The organism is Fictibacillus enclensis (genome assembly GCF_001457035.1).
Taxonomy (GTDB): domain Bacteria; phylum Bacillota; class Bacilli; order Bacillales; family Fictibacillaceae; genus Fictibacillus_C; species Fictibacillus_C enclensis.
Genome location: NZ_KQ758617.1, coordinates 452015 through 477147, shown reverse-complemented (window position 1 = coordinate 477147; position 25133 = coordinate 452015). Strand labels below are relative to the sequence as shown.

The 25133-nt window shown below is 44.3% G+C and carries 25 protein-coding genes; 7 read left to right on the top strand and 18 right to left on the bottom strand.

The window, feature by feature from the left end; all coding sequences use genetic code 11:
* Positions 1-20 precede the first annotated feature (20 nt).
* From AS030_RS02510 to AS030_RS02485, 6 genes are all read right to left on the bottom strand, one after another.
* Entirely contained in the window at positions 21-1253 is a 1233-nt protein-coding gene (locus AS030_RS02510) for an MFS transporter (RefSeq protein WP_061968018.1), read from the bottom strand.
* Between the two features lie 13 nt (positions 1254-1266).
* Positions 1267-2286, bottom strand: coding sequence for an ROK family transcriptional regulator (locus AS030_RS02505; RefSeq protein WP_061968016.1), 1020 nt, complete (start codon positions 2284-2286; stop codon positions 1267-1269).
* 180 nt (positions 2287-2466) lie between these two features.
* On the bottom strand, positions 2467-3882 hold the full coding sequence (gene gndA, locus AS030_RS02500; RefSeq protein WP_061968014.1) for an NADP-dependent phosphogluconate dehydrogenase: 1416 nt from the start codon (positions 3880-3882) through the stop codon (positions 2467-2469).
* Positions 3883-4113: 231 nt separating this feature from the next.
* Positions 4114-4488 carry a PaaI family thioesterase gene (locus AS030_RS02495; protein ID WP_061968011.1) on the bottom strand — a complete coding sequence of 125 codons (375 nt, stop codon included), beginning with the start codon at positions 4486-4488 and terminating at the stop codon, positions 4114-4116.
* A 136-nt stretch (positions 4489-4624) separates the two neighbouring features.
* Complete coding sequence (locus AS030_RS02490; protein ID WP_205728265.1) at positions 4625-6511, bottom strand: glycoside hydrolase family 3 protein; 1887 nt, start codon at positions 6509-6511, stop codon at positions 4625-4627.
* A 432-nt stretch (positions 6512-6943) separates the two neighbouring features.
* Positions 6944-7582: a TetR/AcrR family transcriptional regulator gene (locus tag AS030_RS02485; protein ID WP_061968008.1), complete on the bottom strand. Its 639-nt coding sequence runs from the start codon at positions 7580-7582 to the stop codon at positions 6944-6946.
* A 168-nt stretch (positions 7583-7750) separates the two neighbouring features.
* On the opposite strand from AS030_RS02485, the gene AS030_RS02480 reads away from it, so the two are divergent.
* The gene (locus AS030_RS02480; protein WP_061971456.1) at positions 7751-8950 is read left to right on the top strand and encodes a YhgE/Pip domain-containing protein; all 1200 of its coding nucleotides are present in this window, start codon (positions 7751-7753) and stop codon (positions 8948-8950) included.
* A 41-nt stretch (positions 8951-8991) separates the two neighbouring features.
* Positions 8992-10512: an FAD-dependent monooxygenase gene (locus AS030_RS02475; protein ID WP_061968006.1), complete on the top strand. Its 1521-nt coding sequence runs from the start codon at positions 8992-8994 to the stop codon at positions 10510-10512.
* 550 nt (positions 10513-11062) lie between these two features.
* Here the strand turns inward: AS030_RS02475 and AS030_RS23390 are convergent.
* Positions 11063-11239, bottom strand: coding sequence for a hypothetical protein (locus AS030_RS23390; RefSeq protein WP_156412549.1), 177 nt, complete (start codon positions 11237-11239; stop codon positions 11063-11065).
* Positions 11240-11389: 150 nt separating this feature from the next.
* Between AS030_RS23390 and AS030_RS24635 the strand changes: the two genes are divergently transcribed.
* The 3 genes from AS030_RS24635 to AS030_RS02460 all read left to right on the top strand — a co-directional run bounded on the left by AS030_RS24635 (position 11390) and on the right by AS030_RS02460 (position 13992).
* Positions 11390-11836, top strand: a complete 447-nt coding sequence (locus AS030_RS24635) for a CBO0543 family protein (protein WP_061968003.1) — start codon at positions 11390-11392, stop codon at positions 11834-11836.
* Positions 11837-12175: 339 nt separating this feature from the next.
* Entirely contained in the window at positions 12176-13123 is a 948-nt protein-coding gene (locus AS030_RS02465; protein WP_061968001.1) for a nucleoside hydrolase, read from the top strand.
* Positions 13124-13233: 110 nt separating this feature from the next.
* Positions 13234-13992, top strand: a complete 759-nt coding sequence (locus AS030_RS02460; protein WP_061967998.1) for a MerR family transcriptional regulator — start codon at positions 13234-13236, stop codon at positions 13990-13992.
* A gap of 41 nt (positions 13993-14033) precedes the next feature.
* Here the strand turns inward: AS030_RS02460 and AS030_RS02455 are convergent, their stop codons facing one another.
* Complete coding sequence (locus tag AS030_RS02455) at positions 14034-14342, bottom strand: WGxxGxxG family protein (RefSeq protein WP_061967996.1); 309 nt, start codon at positions 14340-14342, stop codon at positions 14034-14036.
* 211 nt (positions 14343-14553) lie between these two features.
* On the opposite strand from AS030_RS02455, the gene AS030_RS02450 reads away from it, so the two are divergent.
* On the top strand, positions 14554-15072 hold the full coding sequence (locus AS030_RS02450) for a DUF3231 family protein (RefSeq protein ID WP_061967994.1): 519 nt from the start codon (positions 14554-14556) through the stop codon (positions 15070-15072).
* Positions 15073-15109: 37 nt separating this feature from the next.
* Here AS030_RS02450 and AS030_RS02445 read toward each other — a convergent pair whose 3' ends face one another.
* From AS030_RS02445 to AS030_RS02410, 8 genes are all read right to left on the bottom strand, one after another.
* Entirely contained in the window at positions 15110-15547 is a 438-nt protein-coding gene (locus AS030_RS02445) for a VOC family protein (protein ID WP_240482194.1), read from the bottom strand.
* Positions 15548-15581: 34 nt separating this feature from the next.
* Positions 15582-16394 (bottom strand): cytochrome c oxidase assembly protein, encoded by an 813-nt coding sequence (locus AS030_RS02440; protein ID WP_061967991.1) that lies wholly within the window; start codon positions 16392-16394, stop codon positions 15582-15584.
* Entirely contained in the window at positions 16384-16875 is a 492-nt protein-coding gene (locus tag AS030_RS02435) for a DUF2243 domain-containing protein (RefSeq protein WP_061967989.1), read from the bottom strand. Before AS030_RS02435 ends, AS030_RS02440 begins: the two co-directional genes overlap by 11 nt.
* 312 nt (positions 16876-17187) lie before the next feature.
* Positions 17188-18168: an HAAS signaling domain-containing protein gene (locus AS030_RS02430; protein WP_061967987.1), complete on the bottom strand. Its 981-nt coding sequence runs from the start codon at positions 18166-18168 to the stop codon at positions 17188-17190.
* Positions 18155-18499 carry a PadR family transcriptional regulator gene (locus AS030_RS02425; RefSeq protein ID WP_240482193.1) on the bottom strand — a complete coding sequence of 115 codons (345 nt, stop codon included), beginning with the start codon at positions 18497-18499 and terminating at the stop codon, positions 18155-18157. Before AS030_RS02425 ends, AS030_RS02430 begins: the two co-directional genes overlap by 14 nt.
* A 206-nt stretch (positions 18500-18705) precedes the next feature.
* A complete protein-coding gene (locus AS030_RS02420) occupies positions 18706-19932 on the bottom strand; it encodes a cation:proton antiporter (protein WP_061967982.1) in 1227 nt (408 codons plus the stop codon).
* Positions 19933-19945: 13 nt separating this feature from the next.
* Positions 19946-20431: a cation:proton antiporter regulatory subunit gene (locus tag AS030_RS02415; protein WP_061967979.1), complete on the bottom strand. Its 486-nt coding sequence runs from the start codon at positions 20429-20431 to the stop codon at positions 19946-19948.
* Between the two features lie 44 nt (positions 20432-20475).
* Complete coding sequence (locus tag AS030_RS02410; RefSeq protein ID WP_061967977.1) at positions 20476-21027, bottom strand: tyrosine-type recombinase/integrase; 552 nt, start codon at positions 21025-21027, stop codon at positions 20476-20478.
* A gap of 187 nt (positions 21028-21214) precedes the next feature.
* Between AS030_RS02410 and AS030_RS02405 the strand changes: the two genes are divergently transcribed.
* On the top strand, positions 21215-21706 hold the full coding sequence (locus AS030_RS02405) for a hypothetical protein (protein WP_061967974.1): 492 nt from the start codon (positions 21215-21217) through the stop codon (positions 21704-21706).
* Positions 21707-21731: 25 nt separating this feature from the next.
* Here AS030_RS02405 and abc-f read toward each other — a convergent pair whose 3' ends face one another.
* Both abc-f and AS030_RS02390 read right to left on the bottom strand, forming a co-directional pair.
* Entirely contained in the window at positions 21732-23459 is a 1728-nt protein-coding gene (abc-f, locus tag AS030_RS02400; protein ID WP_061967972.1) for a ribosomal protection-like ABC-F family protein, read from the bottom strand.
* A gap of 454 nt (positions 23460-23913) precedes the next feature.
* Positions 23914-24984, bottom strand: a complete 1071-nt coding sequence (locus AS030_RS02390) for a permease (RefSeq protein WP_061967967.1) — start codon at positions 24982-24984, stop codon at positions 23914-23916.
* Positions 24985-25133 lie beyond the last annotated feature (149 nt).

The window sequence follows — 25133 nt, the reverse complement described above, 5'->3', positions numbered from 1 at the left end:
TCTGTTGCGAGCAGCACGTTCTACATCGCCGTCGTGTTTCTCTTTGTTCCCTTAAAAAGTATCCCTTTTTTCACAAGAATATTCAATCTCTCTGAGCAGGCAAACAGAGCGACAACCAGTATGGCGATGAAATATGGAAAGATTCCAATGGTGATGTGGGCTGCCATCAAGCCGAGTAAAGGAGGAATGAATGTACTTCCCGTATAGGCCAATGCCATCTGATAGCCGATGATGGCCTGGGAATGTTCCTTGCCGAACCGGACGGGTGTTTCATGGATCATGCATGGAAAAACAGGGGCGAATCCCATGCCAATCAGAATAAAGCCAGTCAGAAGAAAAACGGACGGCAGCGGCAATATGACAAGCACGGCACCGAACATGGCGACCAATAGACCTGAACGGATTAATGCAATGTTGCTCATCTTAAACGTAATAAAACCGGTAATAAGCCGTCCCGCTGTAATCCCCCCATAATAGAGGGAAACCCATTGTGCGGCCACACCTGCAGGCAGATCCTTCACCGCCACAAGAAAGCTGCTTCCCCAAAGGCCTGCAGCAGCTTCTGCACCGCAATACAGCAAAAAGGAGACCATCGCCAGCTTTACACCCTTGATGCGCAGCGGGTTTGCCTTTTTCAGCTGTTCACCCGGTTCTTGTGGAGTGGTAGCTGGTACTTCCTTTGTATCGTCAACCATCCCTGCCCCGCCGACTTTTTTCCATAAAGGAAGAGTTAAAAAGAGAACAACAACAAGCGCGAACTGGATAAGAGAGATCGTCAGATAACCGTTTCTCCATGAATTCTGTGTGGAGATAAACTGCGACATGATGATTGGACCCATCGTTGCCCCTACACCCCAAAAGCAATGAAGCCAGCTCATATGATGTGCTTTGTAGTGAGTTGCGACATAGTTGTTCAGTCCGGCATCCACCGATCCTGCCCCTAAACCGAGCGGAATCGCGAAGATGAATAACCAAACAAGCGAGGGCGAGAAATAAAAACCGAGCAGTGCGACAGCGGTCATGAGCACACTGACAAAGGTGACCTTGCCTGTTCCGAAACGGCCAATAACTTTTCCGCTCGCCAGGCTTGAAATGATTGTACCCCCTGCCATTGACATGGACAGCAAACCGGCAGTGTCAAGGGACACGCCGTAATCGCGTTGCATAACAGGCCAGGCAGCGCCCAACAGGGAGTCGGGAAGACCTAAACTGATAAACGCCAAATAAATAATGACCAGGAAAAATGTTGCCATGTGGTGCCTCCTTTTATGTAGTGTTGGTTCCTATAGAAGTAGTAAAAATCATGAGTTCAAGCCCAAGACTTTGTAGTCCATTCAAATAATCCTGCTTCCAATCACTAACAACCAGCTCTGGCAGGTGCTCCCCCGGAATATAGCGTGAGCTTCTTTCTTGGATGTCACGAAGCATGAATGATGTCATTTCCTCCTGGCTGAACAGAATTCTGTGCGGATTAAGAATAGCTGTAAATGAGGCAATCAGCCGGCTGATCGCGTCAATTCTCTGTTCCTGGTTCTGGAGAGCCTGCAGAAAGTTTTGATGATCATATTGCGGAACAAACGAAATCTCCCCTGTAAAAAATGTGCTGCCTCTCACCACATCACCGTTGATCAAGATCCCTGAACCGGGTCCATTTTGACCGAAGCACAGATACACAAGTGACGGATTATCTATCATTTTTTTCGTGTTGGAATACCCGAGCACCGCTGCGTTCATGTCATTTTCCACCACAACCGGTATGGAAAAACGTTCTTCATAATATCCTTTGATATCCTTATTTTGAAACGGTGGATAGCCCGGTATATAAATGACATGCCCCTGGTTAACCGCACCGGGAACACCAATGGACATCGCACTGATTTTGGGATGCTTTTGAAGGAGTCCATTCAACAAATGAGTAAATGATTCCAGTGCTGATTCGGAGAGTACGCTGGACACAGTTCCCTGCTCCTTCACTTCACCGAGGCAATTAAATATGGTATAGACCGTTTCTGTTTTCTCCAAAAACACGGCCAAACCGAGCATGTGCTCCGGATTATACCGGTAACGGTGCGCTCTTCTTCCGCCACTGGAGTGATCCAGCCCCATCGCTAAAACTTCGCCGTCCTTTACCATTTGCGAAAGAAATTTGCTCGCGGTTGGAAAGCTGATGCCCAGCTTCTCGCTGAGTTCGGCTTTGGTGGCGCTTCCCATGTCCAGAAGTGCCTTGCGAATCCCAAGCAGGATGGCTTTTTTCTTTGATTCCGGAGTCGTAAATAGGGATTCCATTGCTTCTCCTTCCTGTTCTATTACTTTTTTAACGTCTTTAATAAGTGTTTATGATAAAACTTATTAAACGCCTTTAATAAGCCCTGTTTACCATAGCATATTCCATTTTCATCAACAATAGGCCACAAGAAAGATAAGAAAAAAGAGACTGACCAAAAGCCAGTCCCTTACCTCATTTCATTACTTTTGAAGCCATTCGGTATGGAAGATTCCTTCCTTGTCCAACCGCTGATACGTGTGGGCACCAAAATAATCGCGCTGAGCCTGCAATAGATTGGCAGGCAGCGTTTCTGTGCGGTAGCTGTCATAATACGCCAGTGCACTTGAGAAGGCAGGTACCGGAATACCGGATTGAATGGCGAGACTGAGCACTTCGCGCAATGCGCCCTGATAGTTTTCAACAATATCTTTAAAATAAGAATCCAGTAATAGATTGGTAAGACCTGCATCCCGGTCGTACGCTTCTTTAATCTTTTGCAGGAACTGGGCACGGATAATGCAGCCACCCCGGAAAATCATTGCGATATTTCCATATTGAAGGTTCCAGTCATATTCATCTGATGCTGCTCTCATTTGGGCGAATCCTTGTGCATACGAACAAATTTTGCTCATGTACAACGCTTTGCGGACCGCTTCAATGAGCTCCTCCCTGTTCCCTGCAAAAGCCTGGCGCTCTGGTCCGGACAGCACTTTGCTTGCTTTCACTCGCTCTTCCTTCATGGCGGAAATAAAGCGGGAAAAAACAGACTCGGTAATGATCGGAAGCGGAACCCCGAGATCGAGGGCACTTTGGCTTGTCCATTTTCCTGTTCCCTTCTGGCCTGCTGTATCAAGAATCACATCCAAAAGAGGCTTGCCCGTTTCCACGTCCTTCTTCGTGAAGATGTCAGCTGTGATTTCAATAAGGTAGCTGTCGAGCTCTCCCTTGTTCCACTCCGCAAACACTTCATGAAGCTCTTCTGCGCTTAATCCCAGAACACTTTTCAGAATAAAATAAGCTTCGGAGATTAATTGCATATCTCCGTACTCAATGCCGTTGTGAACCATTTTTACATAGTGGCCCGCGCCATTCGGTCCAATATATGTACAACAAGGATCGTCATTGACTTGGGCAGAAATGGCTTTTAGAATCGGCTCAACCAATTCGTACGCCTCTTTTTGACCGCCAGGCATAATGGAAGGTCCCTTCAGTGCGCCTTCCTCTCCTCCGGAAACGCCTGTCCCGATAAAATGAATACCTGAATCCTCGAGCTCATGATTACGGCGAATCGTATCCTTGAAGAACGTGTTTCCTCCATCTATTAAAATATCATTCTTATCGAGGTAAGGCTTTAACGAATCAATCGTCGCATCCGTTGCCGCACCTGCCTTGACCATGAGCAAAATTTTACGTGGCTTTTCCAGTGCATTTACGAATTCCTCAATGGAAGTCGCACCAAAAAAGTTTTTGCCTTCTGCCTCATTTTTTAAAAAATCTTCTGTTTTTTCATAGGAACGGTTAAACACCGCGACAGAATAGCCCCGGCTTTCAATATTAAGTGCGAGGTTCTTTCCCATGACTGCTAATCCGATTACTCCGATTTGTTGTTTGGCCATGATCACTTATCCTTTCATTATTGGTTAAGCCTGTTAAGCTTTTGTTTGACTATACCATAATCGTTCTTGAGCACAAGGTCCTTTTTCTGAAAACATTGAAAAAACTGTGTTTTATACGAGTTGGAGCAAAACGGGTTCAAATGCTTGGTATAGTGGTTCATTTCATAGCCTCCTGTACTTTTGTATTATTTGAGGCTTAGCTGAGAAGCGGCTGGATTTTAAAAAGGAAGCTCACACCTTTCGGAAAAGAATCGCTCTGGATTTCGCTACCAGTTCCTCCTTATCGTTGAAAATCTCGCATTCTGTATGGATGAGCGTTCGGCCCTGTTTCTCTATTTTCGCATGAGCAATCAGGTATTCCCCGGTTGCCGCTTTTAAGAAAGAAACATTTAAATCGACCGTTAACGCCTGCTGAATCCCGTTCCCTGTCGCTGGTATCAGATTGGACATGGCAACATCAGCTAATGAGGAGATTACTCCCCCATGAATCACACCTGCCGAGTTCACAAACAAATCCTGTACAGGCAATCGCAGCTGTACTTGCGTTTCATTCAGCCTTGTATATTCAAACCCTAAAAACTCGTCTAATGCTTGCTTAATAAACATGGATGCACTCCTCTTTTTTTACGTTTTCCTGATGGGGAATTCGACTCTTTCACCCAATTCCCTTCAAATAAAAACAGGAATTTTCACAATGAAAATTCCTGTTTTTATTAAAAAATCCTTGTCTTTCCTTTTTTCGTTATTTCCTTCCTTTAGTTGTCAATCCATATCCAATTGGATAGAGAGGGTTGCTCTTGTCATGTGTGTTGATTTGCTCCATATTGCGCGGCCAGGTGTAAGAAAGCTTGCCTGTGAACTGGTAGTTGCCGAAGAGGACATCTGCCACTCCATCGCCTTCTGTTCCTGGCAGCCAGGAAGCAATAAATGCATCCCAATCTTTTACCTGATCGGTAACGATCATCGGGCGGCCGGATTGCAAAAGAACAATCATTGGCACACCTGAAGCTTTTACCTTGTTTAATAAATCAATGTCTTCCTGAAGAAGACCAAGATCGGTTCGGTCTCCATACATTTCTGCATATGGCGGTTCACCGATGACCACTACGGCAACATCGTGGCCCGCTGCTCCGGTTCCATCTGCACTGTAATCCACTGTGGTGTTTTTACCGGCTGCGTTTTTGATCCCTTCATAAATGGTTGTACCTTTAGTAAGATCAGCTTCCGGTGCTCCTCCCCAGTTCGGAGATCCGCCCTGCCAGCTGATGGTCCATCCTCCAGCCTGGTAGCCGATGCTATCGGATTTCTTTCCGGCAACAAAAATGCGTTGTCCGTCCTTTTTCAGCGGAAGGAACTTATTTTTATTTTTGAGCAACACTTGTGATTTTCGTACGGCTTCACGTGCGATTTCACGGTGCTCCTGTGTGCCGACCCCTTTAGCCACCAGATCGGGGTCAGCATACGGCTCTTCAAACAGACCGTTTTCAAATTTCACGCGCAAAATCCGGGTTACAGCATCATTGATACGGTTCACGGAGATTTCTTTCTTTTGGACCAGATCCTTTGTAACAGTGAGGAACTGTTTCCAGTCATTCGGGATCATGAACATATCGATACCTGCGTTAATGCTTTGCTTCATGGATGCTCTGAAATCTCCAGGGACAACCTGCTGCGGACCGTTATAGTCAGAGATCACAAATCCTGTAAATCCAAGATCTCTTTTCAAAACGTCCGTAATCATGTGGCGGTCACCATGGGTTTTAAGGCCGTTGATGCTGCTGTAGGTCACCATCACGGTTCGTGCCCCGGCCTTGATCGCTTTCTGGTAAGGCTTGATGTACTTTTGAAGTTCCTTTTCGGAATACTCCGTTACATTCCCCTGATCCTGTCCGTTTTCAGTCAAACCGTCACCGACAAAATGCTTAATCGAGGAAACGACCTTATCCCCTTTCAAGAATCCTTTGCTGTTTTGATTACCCTGCAGTCCCTTCACTATGGCAGTTCCCAATTTTCCAACAAGCTTGGGATCTTCACTGTATCCTTCATATGTCCTTCCCCAGCGGATGTTTTGCGGAGAACAGAGACATGGTGCAAACGTGTAGCTGATACCTGTTGCGCGCACTTCTTCTGCTGTCGCACTTCCGATTTTCTTCATCAGCGCAGGATCGTTCGCTGCTCCAAGACCGATATTGTGTGGGAAGATCACAGCATCTTTTACGTTGTTATGTCCGTGGACGGCATCTACTCCGTAAATGATCGGAATCCCGAGCCGGGAGGTCATCGCGCCTTTTTGGAAGTTATCGACCATATCTGCCCAGCCTTGTGGCGTATTCTGCTGTGGAACAGAACCACCGCCACTCAAGACAGAGCCAATACCATAATCACGGATGTCATCCTGTGTTACAGAAGTACGCTCTGGCTGAACCATTTGCCCGATTTTTTCATCAAGGGTCATCCGGTTTAATAGATCAGTCACCCGGATGCCGATTGGATAATCTGGATTTTTGTAGAGAGGCTTCGTTCCTTGTGCGTTTGCATTATTCTTGCTTCCGGTAAGACTCACACTGAACGCCAATGCAAAAATCATGAGGCAGGTAAGAACTTTGTACATCGCCGAATGTCTTTTCATTCTTTGCCCTCCTATAAGATGGGTTGAATACGCTTACAAAAAGAATACCATTTAAAAAATGAAAAGAATTCACTCATCATCTGTACTTTTTTGCAAAATTCTGGATTATTTTGTGGTTCTCATTTCCTTTTATTGGGTTTTTGTTTATTCTGAAGAGGGAGGCTTATTTATGAAAACAAATTTGCCATTTTTACTCGGAATCTTGCTCTTCCTTCTCTCAGCATACGGATATCATTAATGCTGGCAGTATTTCACCCATAACCCTTGGATATAAACGTAACGCTGTTGAATTCTATCCTGCTCTTTTCTTTCCATTCCTGTACCCTTTGCTTAGTGCTTTAGCCGGTTTGTTTCTCATTATCATTGGCGGAACCATGATTCATAAAAAATAAAAAACCCGCCCTAAGAACGGTCTGGTGTCTGACAGTTCTTTTATGGCGAGTTTTTTTCATTTTGTTCATCGGATATCAGGCCGGCTGCCCGTCTCGGTCCCAGAAAGGTCAGCTTAAACGCGGTCATGGCAATTTCTTTTGGTGATTCCTTCATCCCTCTGAACAGCCATTCCTGGATGACGCCGAGGTGAGCAGAAATGACGTACGCTTTAAAATAGTCAAAAGGAACAGCCATTTCGATTCTCGCTTTCTTTACCATGTGCTTCAGCAGGTGTTCAGCCAGCATTTCCTTTAACTTCACTTGAAACAAGGGATCTCCTTTTGGTCCCAGAATCACCCTCATAAATGCTCCATTTTCTTTCAAGTACTCAAATAATTTTACAATGAAAGGCAAGGGCTCGCCTCTGTTAAAATGCTCGTAGAAATTCTCCAGCTGAAGTCCCTCTACATGTCCCTGAACTTGTGCCAGCTCATCCAGCACTTCTCTCTCACATTGCTCGAGCAAATCGAATTTATCCTTATAGTGCAAATAAAAGGTTCCCCGGTTGATATCCGCTTTTTCCGTTAAATCTCTGACGGTGATGGCATCAAACCCTACATCCTCCATCAGTTCGGTTAACGCATCCCTGATCATTTGTTTGGTTCGCCGGATCCGCCGGTCGGTGTTGTTCAACGACATCCCTTCAACTCCTTTTTTTAATATTACTCAACACATTCGCTTTATCTGTTGAGTATGGAACAGGTTGAGAAATATTGATTATTGTTATTCCTTCTAATGTCATTATAATAAACTCTAAATCAACTAATCAACAGTCTGTTCAATAATGAAAGGAGTGTCCAATAAATGATTTTAAAAAACAAGCTGCTGTTATGGTCGCCAATAATAACTCTTGCGGTGGGTTTGCTGTTTAGCCTTGCCAGTCTCCCTTCGATTCACCCTGTCCCCCGTGAACTACCGATTGCATTGGTGAACGAAGATGAGGGCGCTGTGCTCCCTGACAAATCCAACATCAATATGGGTGATCAAGTGACTGCCATGTCAAAAAAGGCGTTCTCTCAAAAAGAAGGCCAGCAACCTGTTAAATGGGTTAAGCTTAACGAGAAAAGTAAAGCCATGAAAGGGATGAACGAGCGAGAGTATTACGGTGCGCTCATTCTTCCGAAGGATTTCAGCAAAAACCTTGTTTCACTGCAGACTGCTTCTCCCTCTTCCCCCAAGCTGCAAATTCTGGTGAATCAGGGCATGAACAGTTCTGCTTCAGCCATGGCAAGCCAACTGCTGAACGGAGTGGTCGATCAAATTAATGGTAAGGTGCGGGAACAAATCATCAGTGGTTTGAAACAGAAAAAAGATCCACTTTCCATTGATACTGTTTCAGTTCTCGCCACACCGATCAAAAAAGAAACCATGAATGTCAATGCATTCGGTACTCACAGTGCAAATGGAAACTCTCCGGTTTCCCTTTTTCAGCCACTCTGGATGGGAAGCCTTGTTGGGGCTGTTTTATTGTTTGTGGTGATGAAAAAAACAGTTTTCATCAGTAGAAAGGAAAAGTTTCAGTTCATCACGAAACAGTTCCTTGTTGGCATCTTTTTGGCCGCATTGTCCGGATGGGGAATTACATGGTTTGCCGATGGGATTCTGGAGCTTGATATCCCCTCCAAAATGGACACGGCGATCTTTTTATCGATGGCGTATCTCAGCTTTCTTTTAATGATGCTCGCAGTCGTATCATGGATTGGAATGAAAGGATTTCCGCTCTTTGCGCTTCTTCTGTTTTTTGGCGCTCCCTTGCTGTCAATGGCACCGGAAATCATGCCGGAGTTTTATCAGAACTGGATTTATCCATGGCTCCCGATGCGTTATATGACAGACGGGCTAAGAGACCTTTTCTTTTTTGGAAACGGACTGAGCTGGGATCAAAGCGTGCAAGTCCTTTGCGGGATCGGCATCACAAGCCTTGTACTTTTGCTGCTGTCAGCCCTGATTCAAAATGAAAAACAAAAAATCCCGGCTGATGCCGAAGAGAAGGTTTCCGTTTCATAAAAGCGGGAGAGGAATCAAAGAAATTGAGGGAGGGCGATATCATGAATTCAAAAATACTTATTGCCGGAGCAGGGCCAACCGGCCTTGTCCTTGCTCTGCAGCTCGCCCATTTTGGCATACCTTTTCGTATCGTTGAAAAACATTCCGGACCCGGGGAAGCTTCCCGGGCCCTGGTCGTCCATTCCCGTATTCTGGAGTTCTACCGGCAGCTTGGCATTACAGATGAAGTGATTGACCTTGGAATTCCGTTGGATTCGGTGCAGCTTCATGAAGGATTAAAGGAAAAAGCTCAGTTGAAATTCAGTGATTTGAAAAAGGACATCAGCCCCTACCCGTTCGCTCTTTGTCTGGCACAGGATGTTCATGAAAGATACCTTGTGAAGAAGCTGGACGAAATGGGAATCACAATCGAATGGAACACCGAGCTGTATTCATTTTCTGATGAAGGCGGAAGCGTAAAGACGGTTTTAATCAAGAATGAAGTGAAGGAAGAGGCGGAGTTTGCTTATCTCTGTGGATGCGACGGGGCGCACAGCATCGTCCGAAAAGGTCTCGGACTCGGCTTCTCGGGTGGAACCTATGAAGAACTTTTTTACGTGGCCGATGTGGAATCCTCTGATGTAAAAGCGCAAGAACATGCGTTAAAAGTTCATTTAAGCAACAATGGCCTGTGCATCTTCATGCCGGTAAGGACAACTGGGATGGTGCGGCTGATCGGCATCGTTCCCCCGGAATTGAAGGACCGGGAATCCCTTCAATTTCAGGATGTCCAGCCTGTCGCCGAGAAACAAATTGGGATCCAGGTGACCGGTGTGAACTGGTTTTCGACGTACCGCGTGCATCATCGGGTCAGTGACCATTTCAGAAAAGGCCGTTGCTTCATTGCCGGAGATGCCGGGCACATTCACAGTCCCGCCGGCGGACAAGGTATGAATACAGGAATTTCCGATGCTATTAATTTAGCCTGGAAACTGGCAGCGGTGCTTCAGGAGAAAGCGGATCCTTCTATTCTGGATACGTATGAAACGGAAAGGATTGCATTTGCCCGCACGCTGATTTCCACTACGGACCGCGCATTTCAGGTTATGGTGGGCAAGAACTTTCCCAATAGATTGGCCCGTACTGTCCTGATTCCGTACGCCGCTCCCCTTCTGTTTGGCTTCAGCATGACGCGAAGAATCTTTTTCGGCATGGTTTCCCAGCTCGGGATCGAATATCAAGACAGCGCATTAAGCAAGGGCAAAGCTGGAAAAGTACATGGTGGAGACCGTTTGCCCTGGTGCCGGACCATCCAGGGAAACAATTTCGATGCTCTTCGGTCACTGGATTGGCAGGTCCACGTGTATGGAGAAGCAAAACCCGATTATAAGAGATTTTGTGAAAGCGCCGGCCTTCCCCTTCACATCTTTCCGTGGGAAGCATCAATGGATGAGGCAGACCTGAAACGAAATGCAGCGTATCTCGTCAGGCCCGACGGCTATGTTGCCATTGCGGATGGCGCACAGGATCTCATGGTGTTGCAGCAATACCTTAAAGAATTTAATCTTTCTTCTCTTTTTTAAAGAAATAGGAAAGCACAGGCTGACCGCGCCTGTGCTTTTTTAAAATTTACTCACCGTTTTTCGGGATACTCTCCATCCGAGTGATCATTTTGGCGGCTGACAAGATGTCCTCATAAGATTTTCGTCATCTGTACGTCAAAGTACATACCTACTTCAATTAAAATAAAATGCCTCCATCTATTTCAAGTACTGTACCATTTATATATTTACCTAGTTTGGAATATTGTCAGCTGGACATAAAACCTCGACTGTAAAACCCCCAGGTGCATTAACAGTGCACTCTCCTTTCTAAATTCGCCTTATAAGGAAGTATTTGCACAAGCCCAAACGCAAGATGTAATTGTTTTTAATTTCATCCATCATGAAATGATTACTGCTTAATGCCCAATCAACAGCTACAAAAGCATGTATATAAGTCATTAAAAATAGGATTTAAAAAAAGAAAGGGAGGTGATCCAGAGCTCTTTCACCCTTTATTGCCACCCGTTGGGATCAATCGGTAATTTCCCTTAAATACATTATATAGGAAAAAGGAATACAAGATTTAGATTTAGTATACCTCTGCATATCCAATAGTCTTTACCTTATCTAAATCCATCCTATTAATAATGACAAACGTGCCAGGATTATTCGTGACAATGACTTCATTAACCTCTAAGTCACTCTGTGCAGTTTCTAGAGAATCATATAAAAACCCTTTGATTCTTTCTCCTTGAACTTTTATCATGTTTAAACACTCCATAAACTTCATTATGTAATACCCTGTAATAGTATCCTAAATCTTGATTAATTGTCGAATTAAATTTATTTAATGATGGTACACCAACCAAGAAATTAGGGACATAATAGTTAACATTCAAATAAAGGAGTGTAAGAAATGATATATCAAGTAATCGTAGGTCTTATCATTCCTTGGATGGTGGGTACTTATCTTTGTTTTAAGAAACCTAAATTTATGCTAATGATTGTTCCAATTGGCATTTCAACTGCATTTTTAATTAATGATTGGGGTTTTAATTACTTCTGGAGATTGAAACATTCATATAAAAACTTATCGCTCGCTTCTGTCCCATATAATATAGGGTTGTTTCCCATTTTGGGATGCTTGTTCATAAGCTCGATTCACTACACGAAACTTAATACATTTCTTTCGCTAATCCTGTTTACAATTTTCACTACATTGATTGAATTCTGGGCTTTAAAAGAAGGGGAAATTATCTATAGAAACGGCTGGAATATCGGTTTCACGGCAATTAGTTATTTCATTGGATATTTGGTCGTATTTATTTATTATAAACTACTGCGAAAATATAAAATACTATAGGGATAGGCTCGTTATGTAAGAAAATAGATATAATCATACATACAATGTACGATAATGTATTTTGTTTAAAAGTGAAGTTCTTGATGAAAATCGAGTAGCTTTAACCGATCTCACCATATGGCGTTACCTCCTACGGTGCTGGAATCTCCGAGTGCTACATATGCACCGCTTTTTCAGATGCTTTTTCTCGTTCGCTTGCAGTCGCTGTAATAGGAACCGAAACGAACAGAACTTTCGGTGTCCTCCTAATACAGGCTAAAAGACACACTTCTTCCAATTCCCATTCTTTTACATATCGAACGGTCATAAGCTGTATAAATTCTTTAAACAGGTGATAATATGGCCAAGAAGGTACTGCTTTTCGCTGACGTGGGGATCGATGATACAATCGCTCTGATTTATGGATGTTTGAGCAGACAGGTTGATCTGATCGGAGTGGTGGCGGATTATGGCAATGTCCCGCGGCAGATGGGCTTGCGCAATATTTCGTATTTAATTAACCTTTTCAATATAGCCAATCAGACAAAAGTGGTCCTCGGAGCTGAGAAACCGATGACGGGCGAAGACCCCGTATTCTACCCAGAGATACATGGTCAGTACGGACTAGGATACATCAAGCCACCGGACTTGCCAGAAGGCGGGTTTACCGAAAATTTCTATGAAGTTGTAAATTTAATCAACCAGTACGCAGGAGAACTCGTCATTGTGAACACCGGCAGGCTTACCTCTCTTGCGAGTATGTATATCTTGTTCAATGATCTCATGAAAAAAGTGAAAGAAGTATATGTTATGGGGGGCGCGTTTTGGGTACCAGGCAATGTTACCGCTGTATCGGAAGCGAATATTCATGGTGATCCGATTGCGGCCAATATCGTATTCCGTTACGCCAGAAACCTGACCATTATCCCGTTGAACGTCACGGAACGCGCGATTGTAACCCCTCGAATGGTGGATTATATTCAATCCAAGGGCAAGGCAAAGATCATTAAGCCTCTTCTCGACTTTTATTATGAGTTTTATAAAAAACGAAATCCCGCGATAAAGGGAAGTCCTGTACATGATGCTCTTACTTTGATGGCAACCATCAAACCCTCGATGTGTTCGTACCAATCGCTTCCAGTTCATGTTAGCCCAAATGGCACCGTTACCAAGGGACAGACCATTGCTGATATCCGGCCGTATGCTACTCTTAATAATTTGGAAAGCAAACACAGAATCGCCTTTAATTTTGATTATCAAGTCTTCTATCATGATTTTATGTCAATCATGACCGGTGAACTCATGTAATATCCGATGCCCGCTCCAGAAAAGAACGGGTTTTAAATATTTTAAATAAAAATGGGTTTGACCTTTACGCAGCGTCAACGTGTAAGGTTAAACTGTCAGGAGGTGATGACATGGAATATACTGTTCAAAAACTGGGACAGCTCGCAGGTGTCAGTACACGGACCCTCAGGTATTATGATGAAATTGGGCTCCTTAAGCCGGCAAGGATCAATTCATCGGGATATCGTATTTATGGCCAGCAAGAAGTGAACCGGCTCCAGCAAATCTTATTTTACAGGGAACTTGGACTCCATTTGGAAAAGATCCGCGATATTATGAACGATCCAGATTTTGACAGTACAAAGGCATTAAAAGATCATCATGAGAACCTCCTGAACAAAAAGGAGCAGCTTGACCTTCTCATTGCAAATGTGGAGAAGTCCATTGCTGCAAACGAAAGGGGAATAACGATGACCGACCAGGAGAAGTTTGAAGGCTTCAAAGAGAAGCTCATTGAGGAGAATGAAAAATTGTACGGAAAAGAAATCCGGGAAAAATATGGACAGGATGCGGTTAACCGCTCCAACGATAAACTAAAAAGGATGACCGCACACGAACATGAGGAACTTACCCGCCTGGCTGACGAACTTTATGAAACATTGGGTGAGGCCTTCAAAACAGGTGATCCAGCTGGAGATCTCGCACAAAAAGCAGCAGAACTCCACAAGAAATGGCTTTGTTTTTATTGGGACAGCTACAGCAAAGAAGCCCATAGAGGACTCGCACAAATGTATGTAGACGATGAACGTTTCAAACAGCATTATGACAAGAACCAGCCAGGAACTGCGGAATTTTTACGAGATGCTATTCATGTTTATACAAGCAACTAGAAAGATCCCCTGCAGACTTAACGGCTGCAAGGGATTTTATTTTAACGGACTTCTTCCCTGTCCCGGCGCTTAAGGCCGAAAAGGCCAACCAGCCCTAAAAGACCGAGCCATTCCCAGTTCGTGTCATCATCGTTGTTATTTGCGGTGGACACGTTCCGTGTCGCAGGGCCGCGGTCGTTATAATTAGTATCATTATAGTTGAGGTTGCCGTTGTTCAAGTCCGCTCCACGGTCCGTAGTGATCCGGTCTCCGCGGTCCACCATGTCACTTGCACGATCGGCAAACGCCGGCATGCTGAACATGAATAGAGATACCATAAGCATACACACCAATGCTGTTACTTTTGACATGTGATTTTCCCTCCTTCCGTACGCCTTAATTTTTCCTGAAAAAGAGTACTTATGCGGCAGCCAGCCACATAAAATTTACCTTTTATTTAGAAGGCATTCTGCGGATAGTCTCCTCGCATTTAGACAATCTAAAGATTGTGGCCAAACGACGAAACAGAAAGGGTGGTCCACATTGCGTGCAACTAATTTGATCTCTATGGGGAGGACAATCATGGGCATTTTAAGCGGAAATCCACAAAATGAACCAATGCATTACGGAGAAGTTTTCGCATTATGGAGCTATCTTGCAGGAAATAAGGGATATGTCGCAGGATACGAAACACTGATCAACCATACCGGTGACGGTGATTTGAAAAAATTCCTGGAAGATTCTGTTCAAGCCATGAAACAAGAAATTGAACAGGTGGAAAAAATCTTAAAAGCTAACGGTATCGCCTTGCCTCCAGCTCCACCTGAACGTCCAACTGCATCCTTGGAAAGCATTCCTGCCGGTGCCCGTTTTAATGACGCGGAAATTGCAGCATCTGTTGCCAAGGATGGTGCAGCCGGACTTGTTGCATGCAGCCAGATTATGGGACAATCCATCCGTGAAGACATTGGAGCGATGTTTGGCCAATTTCACATGGCAAAAGCCCAATATGGAGTTCGACTTCTTCGTATCATGAAAGAAAAAGGATGGTTGATCCCTCCACCGCTTCACATGGAAATGCCAGAAGCAATCCACGCATAAAAAAAAACAGCCCGCTACTAACGTTGCGGGCTCTTTTTTATCCGTCTTTATTGGCATACATCACGGCCGTACAGTGGCTGTACAATTCGATAATATTTCCATAAGGATCTTCACAATAGATCAGGTGGTACGGTTTCCCTTTCCATGTATTCCATCTGTCACTGCGTCTCTTCCCTCCAGCGGCAACAATCTCTTCCGCCTTTTGTTCAAGGTCTTCCGCTATGACACACACATGAAAAAAACCGCTGTATACCCCGTTTTTAGTTTCCGGCATTTTTGGCTCCACAAATTCAAACAGCTCAATGCCCACTTGATTTTCAGACATCAGATGGGCGTTTTTCATTTTTTTGATATGCGCACCTAATACATCATTCGTCATGTTTGGCTCTCCGGCGGTCTTTGCGTTAAACATGTAGGGTCCTTCGAGCAGCGTAAAGCCCAATACTTCTTCATACCATTTGATGGCACCTTCCAAATCGGCACCGCTAATCCAATGTGGGTTATGGCAGTCATGTTGTTTTTGCCTCCTTTTGCTGAGAAGGGAAATTTTCATATACCCGTGGGCGGGCTGCTTGATACCATTGATAACAAAATACGATGATCAGCAATGCATCAATCACATCCCCGCCATAGTACATCAGCATACTGCCGGTCTCCGCATCCGTTTTCTCTATCCCTGCAGGTGGATGGGCATACAAATATTTGGACAAAATGCCATGCCCCGCAAGCGCTGTCACTAAAACAATCGCACGGTACTTAAAACTATAGCGGCGGGAAACGGGTTCAATGTAAATGAAGGACATTGTAAAGACAAAACCTGCCATAAACACATGGAAATGGATCAAAAGGTTAATCCAAACTTTCTTATGCATTAACATAAATAAATCTGTTGTATATAAAAGCCAAAGTCCACCGGTGTTCAAAAGGGCAGCCATAACAGGATGGATAACCCAATGAAAATAGGTAAGCTGCAAGAGCCGGGACAAACGCCGGCCCATAGAAACCGGAAGTGTACGCAGCATCAAGGTGATTGGCGCAGCCAGCACGATTAGCAGTGGTGCCAGCATGCCCCAAAGCAAGTGCCCCGCCATATGTAAGGTGAAATCATGATGAGCAAGCTTCGGAAGAGGCCCAACCACCGTTGCTCCGGCACAAAGGATTCCAGCGGTCCATAACACATACCGGTAACGAGGCCACTTTTGAAGGCTCCTATGTCTGTTTGATACAATACCGGCCATAAAGTAGCCTGTCCAAATGATCCCGGCTAATAACAGAATGAGTGTATCTCCTGAATTCCAGAGAAACGAATGCTCATGCTCCATGGACCTTCTTCTCCCTTTTATTCTGAGGCATTTTGCCGGTCGCCTTCAGGAGCATCCCTCCTGCTGCAATCATGATGACGGCTATCACATTCCACACCCAGTCATAATAGATAACATTATCCACATAACGGATCTGGTGCAGACCAAATATTTTATGCTGAATGAGACCATCATAGAGCTGGAAAAGGCCGGCACCCAAAAGAACGCCGCCCCACCACCGTTTGACGATCCACACTCGGCGCCGGCGGAGATCCGCTACCATAAACAGTCCTGCAATTGTAGCAAACCAGCTGAACGCATGAAAAAAACCATCAGACACAAGGCCGACTTCCAAGGTGGATTTATCATAAAAATGATGCCAGTGCAACAGTTGATGAAATACCCCTTCATCAATAAAGGCAATCAGGCCAAGGCCAAAAAACACACCCGACCAAACATTTCGTGTTAAATAATTATTATGTACAAACTGCTCACCTTCCATGGTATCCTCCCCTTACCTGTAAAGAATTTTATCTGAATTTACTTTTCACTATTTCAAATAAACCAAATAAAAATGAAGCCCCAGCTAAAAACAACTCCTCATAAAGGACAAAGAATATCGATAAAATCACGAGTAAAATACCAAAGAACCACATGAAACAGAATCCCTTTCGTCATCTTGATGTATATGGTATTCATACCCTTTAAATAAATCACGAAACTAAAGCTTATCTCCACTGTGATTGCCTTTTATAATCACATGGTAAACCAAAAAAGTCAGAAAGCTCATGAAAGGCTCCTGACTTTTTTCATTTTAAATTCTTGCTTTCCTGAATCCGCTGAATACATCGATGGCAGCAGATATACCGAAGATGATAATTACAGCACCGATCAGTTCCTTTTGTCCCGCAGAAACAATGGACAATAAATCCATGAACGCTGTGGCAAAAATTTGGTTATTGGTAAAGATGATGATTAATATGACAAAGGCGATGAACTGGGTGCTCAGATTGAAAAAGGCCAATCGCATCGTCCATTTTCCTATCCTGAATTTGGAGATCGCCAAAAGGAGTTCCAACAATATGGCAATGACCACCAGCGGCCAATATGAGTGAAGAACGTGTTCATTAAAGACTGGAGTGGTCAGTTCGAGCCCGTTGTCCCCGCTTCTATAAACACCAACCAAATTTGATGCGTAATAATAAAGGCTTCCCCAAATCGCCGTCCAGATCACACTTCCTGAGACCTCCCATCTGGTGATGGCTTTTTTCTTTGGGACATATGGGATATCCTTTAAATCTTCCGGCTTCCATTCTTTCTGCCATGTTGTCATCGAATACTGGGCAATACCTGTACCGGTACGTTCAAGGATCGCAAAGACCAGTGTAATCCAGAAAAACACTTGCATACCGGTGGAGATGGCATTCCATATCCCTTTTCCGATTACGGAAAGGATCACTTGCATGACCGATTCGTTGCCCGAATAGCCCATTACCTTCTCTGCCACCAATGCCATAACGGAAATGGTTATTGCTATGGGAAGAACCATTTTTAACAGCGAAATATAAATATCATAGATTTCCGGTCCGATGAGGTACTGTGGACGATCACGGTATCCGCTTGCCAGCACAGCAGGATTTCCGAGCTTTTTCAATACCTCTTTTACATCCTCCTCCGTAAAATCTTCAGGAAGCATATCTTCGATGGTTGACTGAAGTTCCAACCCAATATCTTTTCTGCTTTTTTCCGGAAGCCGGCGGGTCACTTCTTGAATGTAAAGCTCAATCAGATTCATCCTCTTCCTCTCCTTTTAACAATATCGAAAGTTCATCTGATGTTTTCTTCCACTCTTCTTTCAGCTGCTGAAGGATCTCCGTTCCATACTCGCTTAACACGTAATACTTGCGCGGTCTGCTTTCTGATGTGTCCCAGCTGCTAGTGACAAGCTCTTGCTTCTCCAGTCTGCGAAGCAATGGATATAATGTGCTCTGATCAATGCTGATTCCTGATGCTTCCAACGATTGTACGAGAGAATAGCCATACTGCGGTTTCCGGAGCTGACTAAGAACGGCCAGTGTAAGTGTTCCTCTTCTTAGTTCTGTTGTTAAAGATTGAAGTAATGTCACAGGACACCTCATTTCTTTGTTACTTAATGTAGTACGACTAACGATACTGTATATCGTACACTATATCATACTGTGTTTCATACACTATTGTGACTATTAAAACAACAGAATTTACCTATTTTTTCTACCCCCATTTCACAAAACAAAAAAGAAAGAGGAAAGCCTGGAGGCTTTCCTCTTTCTTTTTCACTTCTCGCTCCCTTCCCTTAAGAAGAGGATGGTTCTGCTTTCTTTTTCTCTTGTTTGTTACTCCATTTAAAGATTTTATCGCAAAAGAGGTAGATTTTTTTCGATTCCTTTGTCATGAGCGGACCAAGAATTGCAAGGATCAGGACATACAGCGCGGAGAATGGTTTCAACATTGGCATGAGGCCTCCAGCGATACCCAGGTTGGCCATAATAATGGAAAATTCGCCTCGTGAAACGATGGTCAATCCAATGTTCGCTGACGCTTTATGCGAAAGACCGGCTCTCCTTCCGGCAATCATTCCTGCGATAAAGTTACCAAGGATGGTAATGAAAACTGCACCCAACGCGAGCCACACCGCTCCTCCAAGGGCGAACGGATCAATACTCAGTCCAAAACTGAAGAAAAAGATGGCTCCAAAGAAATCCCTAAATGGAACAACAAGGTGTTCGATGCGGTCGCTATGCTCGGTCTCTGAAAAGACCAGACCCAGGAGCAATGCACCAATGGCTTCTGCGACATGAATGGTTTCTGAAAAACCAGCAACAAAGAACAATACGGCAAACACAACAATGATAAAGATTTCATTAGAGGAAATGTTTAATAATTTATTGAGCAGCGGCGTCGCTTTTCTGGCGACGATGAAAAATAAGAGCATGTAACCAAGTGCAGTTAAAATGGAGATAACAGAGCCACCGAGCGAGGTGGAGTCACCCAATACGAGCCCGGATACAACGGACAGATAGACGGCGAGGAAGATATCTTCGAACATGATAATTCCCAGGATCAATTCGGTTTCCTTGTTACCCGTCCGGCGGAGATCAACAAGAACCTTTGCAACAATTGCACTCGAAGAAATCGTGATAATCCCTGCAACGATCAAAACTTCCAGCAGCGGGAAGCCCATAACCATTCCATACAATACACCCATCGTGAAATTAATCGCAATATAGATGGTTCCTCCGACCACAATGGATCTTCCGGACTTCACGAGCTTTTTCACTGAAAATTCAAGGCCCAGGTAGAATAACAGGAACAATACGCCGATCCTGCCAAGAAACGCAATGATCTCTTCACTTTCGATAAATTTCAGGCTAATCACACCAATATGCGGCGCATGCGGTCCGACAAGCATTCCGATGATAATCAGAAACGGGATGATGGAAAACTTGAGCTTGCCTGCAATGATGGCCGCAAATGCTACCAATAACAGAGCCGTTCCGACTTCAAATACTAAATGATCCAATAGTTATCACCCCTTAAGTAGATAATCGATCACTGATCAGCTTTTTCAAATCATGCCTTTCTCCGGACAGAACCAGCATGTCCCCTGCCTCAATAAAGGTTTCCGGGCCAGGGTTGAACAGCTTTTTCATGTTCTTCTTTAACATCGCAATGACGGTAACATTATACTTGTTGCGAATATCGATTCCGCCGATCGTTGCACCGATAGCCGACGCTTGAGCTTCAACCTTATACCACTCAATGACCAGGCCTTCAAGCGCCATTTCCATGCTTTCGATTGCCTGTGGCTTGTAGACCATACCACCAATGATGGAAGCAATCTGCCGTGCCTCCGAATCATTAAAAGTCACACTTGAGATGCTTTCTTCATGATCGGAGTCAAAATGGTACAGCTCACGCCGCCCGTCATCATGAATAACAACCACAATTTTTTCTCCCGCTTTAGTAATAATCTCAAATTTCCGTCCAATACCCGGTAACTCGCCCTCTCGAATATCCAATTTCATTCCTCCTTGTAATGGTGTAACACAGTTAAGGCAATACACTACAGATTGACATCAATTGTGGTACGGATGTTTTCATCTTTTTGGATGCCAAGGTATTTACGCGTTTCCGAGGGAGTTGCATGGTGAAAATGCTTTTGCAGCAAGGATATCGCTACTCCCCGTCGGTACGCGTGGTAGCCGAAGGTCTTTCTCATCGAGTTGGTTCCGATCTTCCCCTTGACTCCCACAGCTTCAGCGGCCTGATGAATGACCCGGTATGCTTGCTGGCGGGTAATCGGAAGCTTTGTTTTTCTTGACGAGAAAAGGAAGCTGTCTCCCGAAAGGTCACTGGCTTCAATATAGTGGAGCAGCGCGTTCTTCACTTTTTGGTTGAGATAAATTTCTGCTTTGCTGCCTGGTAGCCGGAAGAAGTCGAGCATCTTGCCTTCCTCCATTACCTCTTTTACCTTGATTTCCAGCATCTCGGTAATCTTAAGGCCGGTATTGATGCCAAAGACGAACAGAACATAATCCCTCTCCGAATGCTTCTTCAAATACCTTTTCATCATGTTGATCTGTTTAACATCCCGTAACGCTTCTACATATTCCATTAGTCATCACCTTATTTTATGTTACTTAATATCATTTTAACATATGATTATGTAACATTAAATAACTTGCATTATCTGTCACATTTTCATAACATTTTCTTTTTTTCATTGGTATTCTCTGTCATAAGCACGATTTTAGACAATAGAATAATTAGAAACTAATTTCCACTGAAAAGGGAGAGTTTGTATGAAGAGATGGTTGAAAATAATCGTACTGCTTGCTCTGTTAAGCACCCTTTTAACTTCTTGTGAAGTTCCCAAGCTGATTAAACCCTTTTCAATGCCAACATTTGAGGTTCGCCCTTTATCCGAAAAGGAAGTTATAGAAGCAGGTCTTAAGTACAAAGCTAAAGATTACAGAAGGCTCATCTTGAAAATCAAAATTGTGAACCGAGATTTAATCAAAGACCTTGACATAAATCCTTTTATCATCCGGAGGAGCATCCCCAGAAAAAACTACGTGACCGGATCTTATTGGAAGAACGTAAACGATCAAGATATCTATGAGGCCAACGTACTGCTATATACAAAAAGCACCTCCAACAAGGAAATCAAACAGTGGTTCCACAACACGGAGTTTTACATCTCCTGGCAAACAAAGGATTCAGAATATCACGATGAAGTGATTACTGTATCGGATCATTTGACCTTTTTAAAGAAGCCGTTGCCGTTCGATTAAAAAAAGCCCGGGCAGGCGCCCAGGCTTATTGAAGCTTTCTTTTTTCAGCCATCAATTCTTTAAATTCCTCATCCAATTGCACATATTCCTTTTGACCGGGCACTAGCACACTGAGTTCCCCCAATATGGCTGTGATCCGAGTCTCAATGACCATTTTCCTTTCCTCTTTTTCATCGTTTGTTTCCTTTTTAATACGAGGGCTTTGACGCTTCCCCTCAATATATTCCTTAAATCCTTCTTCCGTTTTGACAATGGTTTGGTCACGGAAAACCAACAGCTTCTCACATGTTTTTTCGAGGAAAAAGCGGTCATGTGACACAACCAGCAAAGTGCCGCTGAATGAAAGCAGTGCTTCCTCCAATTGCTCCCTGCTCGCCAGGTCCAGATGATTGGTGGGCTCATCAAGAATTAGCAGATCATGCTGCTGCAGGATCAGCAGCGCGAGCTTCACACGCATTCGTTCACCAAGGCTTAGCGTCTTGATGGGCTGTTTCAGCATATTTTCATGAAATCCCATATTGGCCAGAAGTGTTCTCGCTTTCGCTGCCTCTGACCGAATTTCAAAGAGATCCTGTATGAGGGAAAGCACTGTCTTTTCAGGTTTAAGATCCGTCACGTCTTGGGTCAGATACGCGATTTTCGCTGTGGGACTGATCCAAAGGTCGCCCGAATCTGAAGTTTCCTTTCCTGTCAGCATGTTAAGGAACGTTGTTTTTCCGCATCCGTTCGGCCCTGTTAAGCCAATCCGTTCCCCGCGTTGAATATAGAAAGAGCTGTTTTGGAACAGGAGCCTCTCTCCAAAGGATTTTGAGATGTCGGATGCCGCCGCCAAACGTTTCCCCCGCTTTTCGGGATCTTCCCACCCAAATTGGATCTTCGCTTCCTCTTTTGGACGCTCGACACCTTCAAGCTCCAAATTTTCCAGCCGTTTAATTCTGGATTTGATATGTTTATCCATGCTCTTCGCTTTGCTTCGGTAAAATTCCTTTGTCCCGCGCATATCCGCCATCTTTCCGGTTTTACCGGCTTCCTTGTGGGCTTTGGAGGACCAGTTGTTCAGACGGCTGATCTCTTCCTGAATTTTTTGCTCATATTTTTTCTGATTTTCGTAATCATGGAGCTGTGCCTGATACCGTCGTTCCTTTTCTTTGCGATATTCGGTATAATTCCCGATGAAATCATGAGACTGGCCATCCATTAATTCAACGATCCGCTCCACGGTTTGATCCAGGAAGTACCGGTCATGGGATATAATCAGCACGGCTCCCTGAAACGATTTCAGCTCCTTGATCAGCCATTCCACTCCTTGAAAATCAAGATGGTTGGTCGGCTCATCAAGAATCAAAATATCCGGATTATCGGACCAAATATGAGCGATGGCCATCTTGGTCTTCTCTCCGCCACTTAAACCCTCATACCTTTCTTCATTCCATTCATTCACTTTTTGGAGTCCGAGGCGGCTTGTGTTCTGAAGAAAATCCTTCTGTTCATTGGCCATGTCTGTCAGCGTATTTGCTGTATAAGAGGTGGATTGCTTAAGGTAGCCGACCTTCAGCGAATTTTTAAACCTTGTTACCGTGCCCCCATCCTGCTGCATGGATCCGAAAATAATATTCGCGAGCGTGGTCTTTCCCGCACCATTTGCCCCGACGAGCCCTATTTTTTCGTGTTGGCCAATCTCCATCGTTACATTGCTGAGCACTTTCTGCTCACCGAATTCCTTTTGTACTTCATAACATTTAATGAGTTCCATACGATCACCGCTTTGTATCATCATTTACAGGCTTAAGTGGACATATGAAATTTGAATACACAAAAGACCGCAGAAGCTTCTGCGGTCTCAGCCAAGCGAAAAAAGATACAAGAAATACAACGGACTACCTCCCGCTTCGTAACACAAACGGACAAACCGAATCCCGAGTATATCCATAGACAGACGTATCCCATCCCGCTCCGCAGCCGCAGAGCTCTTTTGCCATGCAATCAAATTTCATGATCGACAAAGGGATTAGTTCCACATCGTGTCTAATTGGATACCTCCTTCTTTTTGTTGCTGTTAGTATATCACAGTTTCCAGAAAAAAGTGAATGGGCTTTTCGGATATTAAAAAACCACCACTTATTCAGCGATGGCCTTTTATCGTTAGAATTCAAAGGTTGGAACGGAAATCAACTACTTGCAAGAGCAAAAGAGGTGACAAAAAAACCTTAAAGGAAAAGCATACCTGCAATGCCGCTCAGTACTCCCAAAACCACTACTGAAGCTGTAACAAACCCAAGCACACGCTTTGGATAGGAGCGAGCTACGATCAACAATGAAGGCAGGCTGAGCGCAGGAAGCGTAATGAGCAAGGCCGCGGCCGGTCCTTCACCCAACCCGACAAGCATGAATGTCTGAATGATTGGAATTTCAGCAGCCGTCGGAATCACAAACAGCATTCCGGCGAGCGCAAAACCGATGATCGCAAACAAGCTGTTTGACGCCGTTTCACTTAGCTGCGGAAACAGCCAAATTCGGGCAGCACCAAGCAATAGGACGGAAAGAATATACGCTGGACCGATATGAAGCAGCATGGCTCCAAGGCTCTTCATCCATCTTGTGAAAAATGGTCCCTGCTCCTCTTCAAAGGTCTCACTTTCCGGTACATCTTCCAAATTCACGGGTTCAGCGTCTTTAGCAAATCGGTTGGCAAGATAACTGACACCAAATACAAGGATGAGTCCGAAGACCAGACGAAGCACCGTAAATTTCCATGACAGCACAAAAGTCATAAAAATTAAGGTTGCTGGGTTGATGGTCGGGTTGCCCAGCCAGAACGCTATGCTTGCGCCGATGGAGACTTTCTTTTTGCGCATGCCGACTGCCATCGGGGCAGCACAGCACGTGCACATCATGCCCGGAATAGATGCCAGTCCTCCAGCAACCGTACTTCCAAACGTTGTTTTTCCCAGTACTTTAAGCAGCCACCTTGAAGGCAGAAGCACTTGTATCAAAGAACCTAAAAGAATTCCGAGTGCGGCGGCTTTCCATACTGACAGAAAATAAACCTTCGCATAATCCCAGGCAGATGCCCATGGCGAACTTGAAGCTGACTGATCGCCCAATATGGATGGCCCAATGGTATGTGTAGCAGATGAACTAATGGCTTTTTGAAGGTACGGCCACCACTTCACATATAGAAGACCCGCTGCGGCCACTATCAAAAAAATAACAAGAGCCCAGATGGCTTCCTTGTTTCTGGAACGCCCTTGTTGAACAGAATGATTTATTTGAGACATTTTATCCCCACCTTAACTATTTACAGTCTTTATTCAACACCCCTCATTATATCACAAGCAATTAGTTTTTTGACAGATAAAGGATTGTCATGCGGGCGAACATGCATTTTATGTAAAAATATTTTATAATATTAAATAGACGTTTTAAA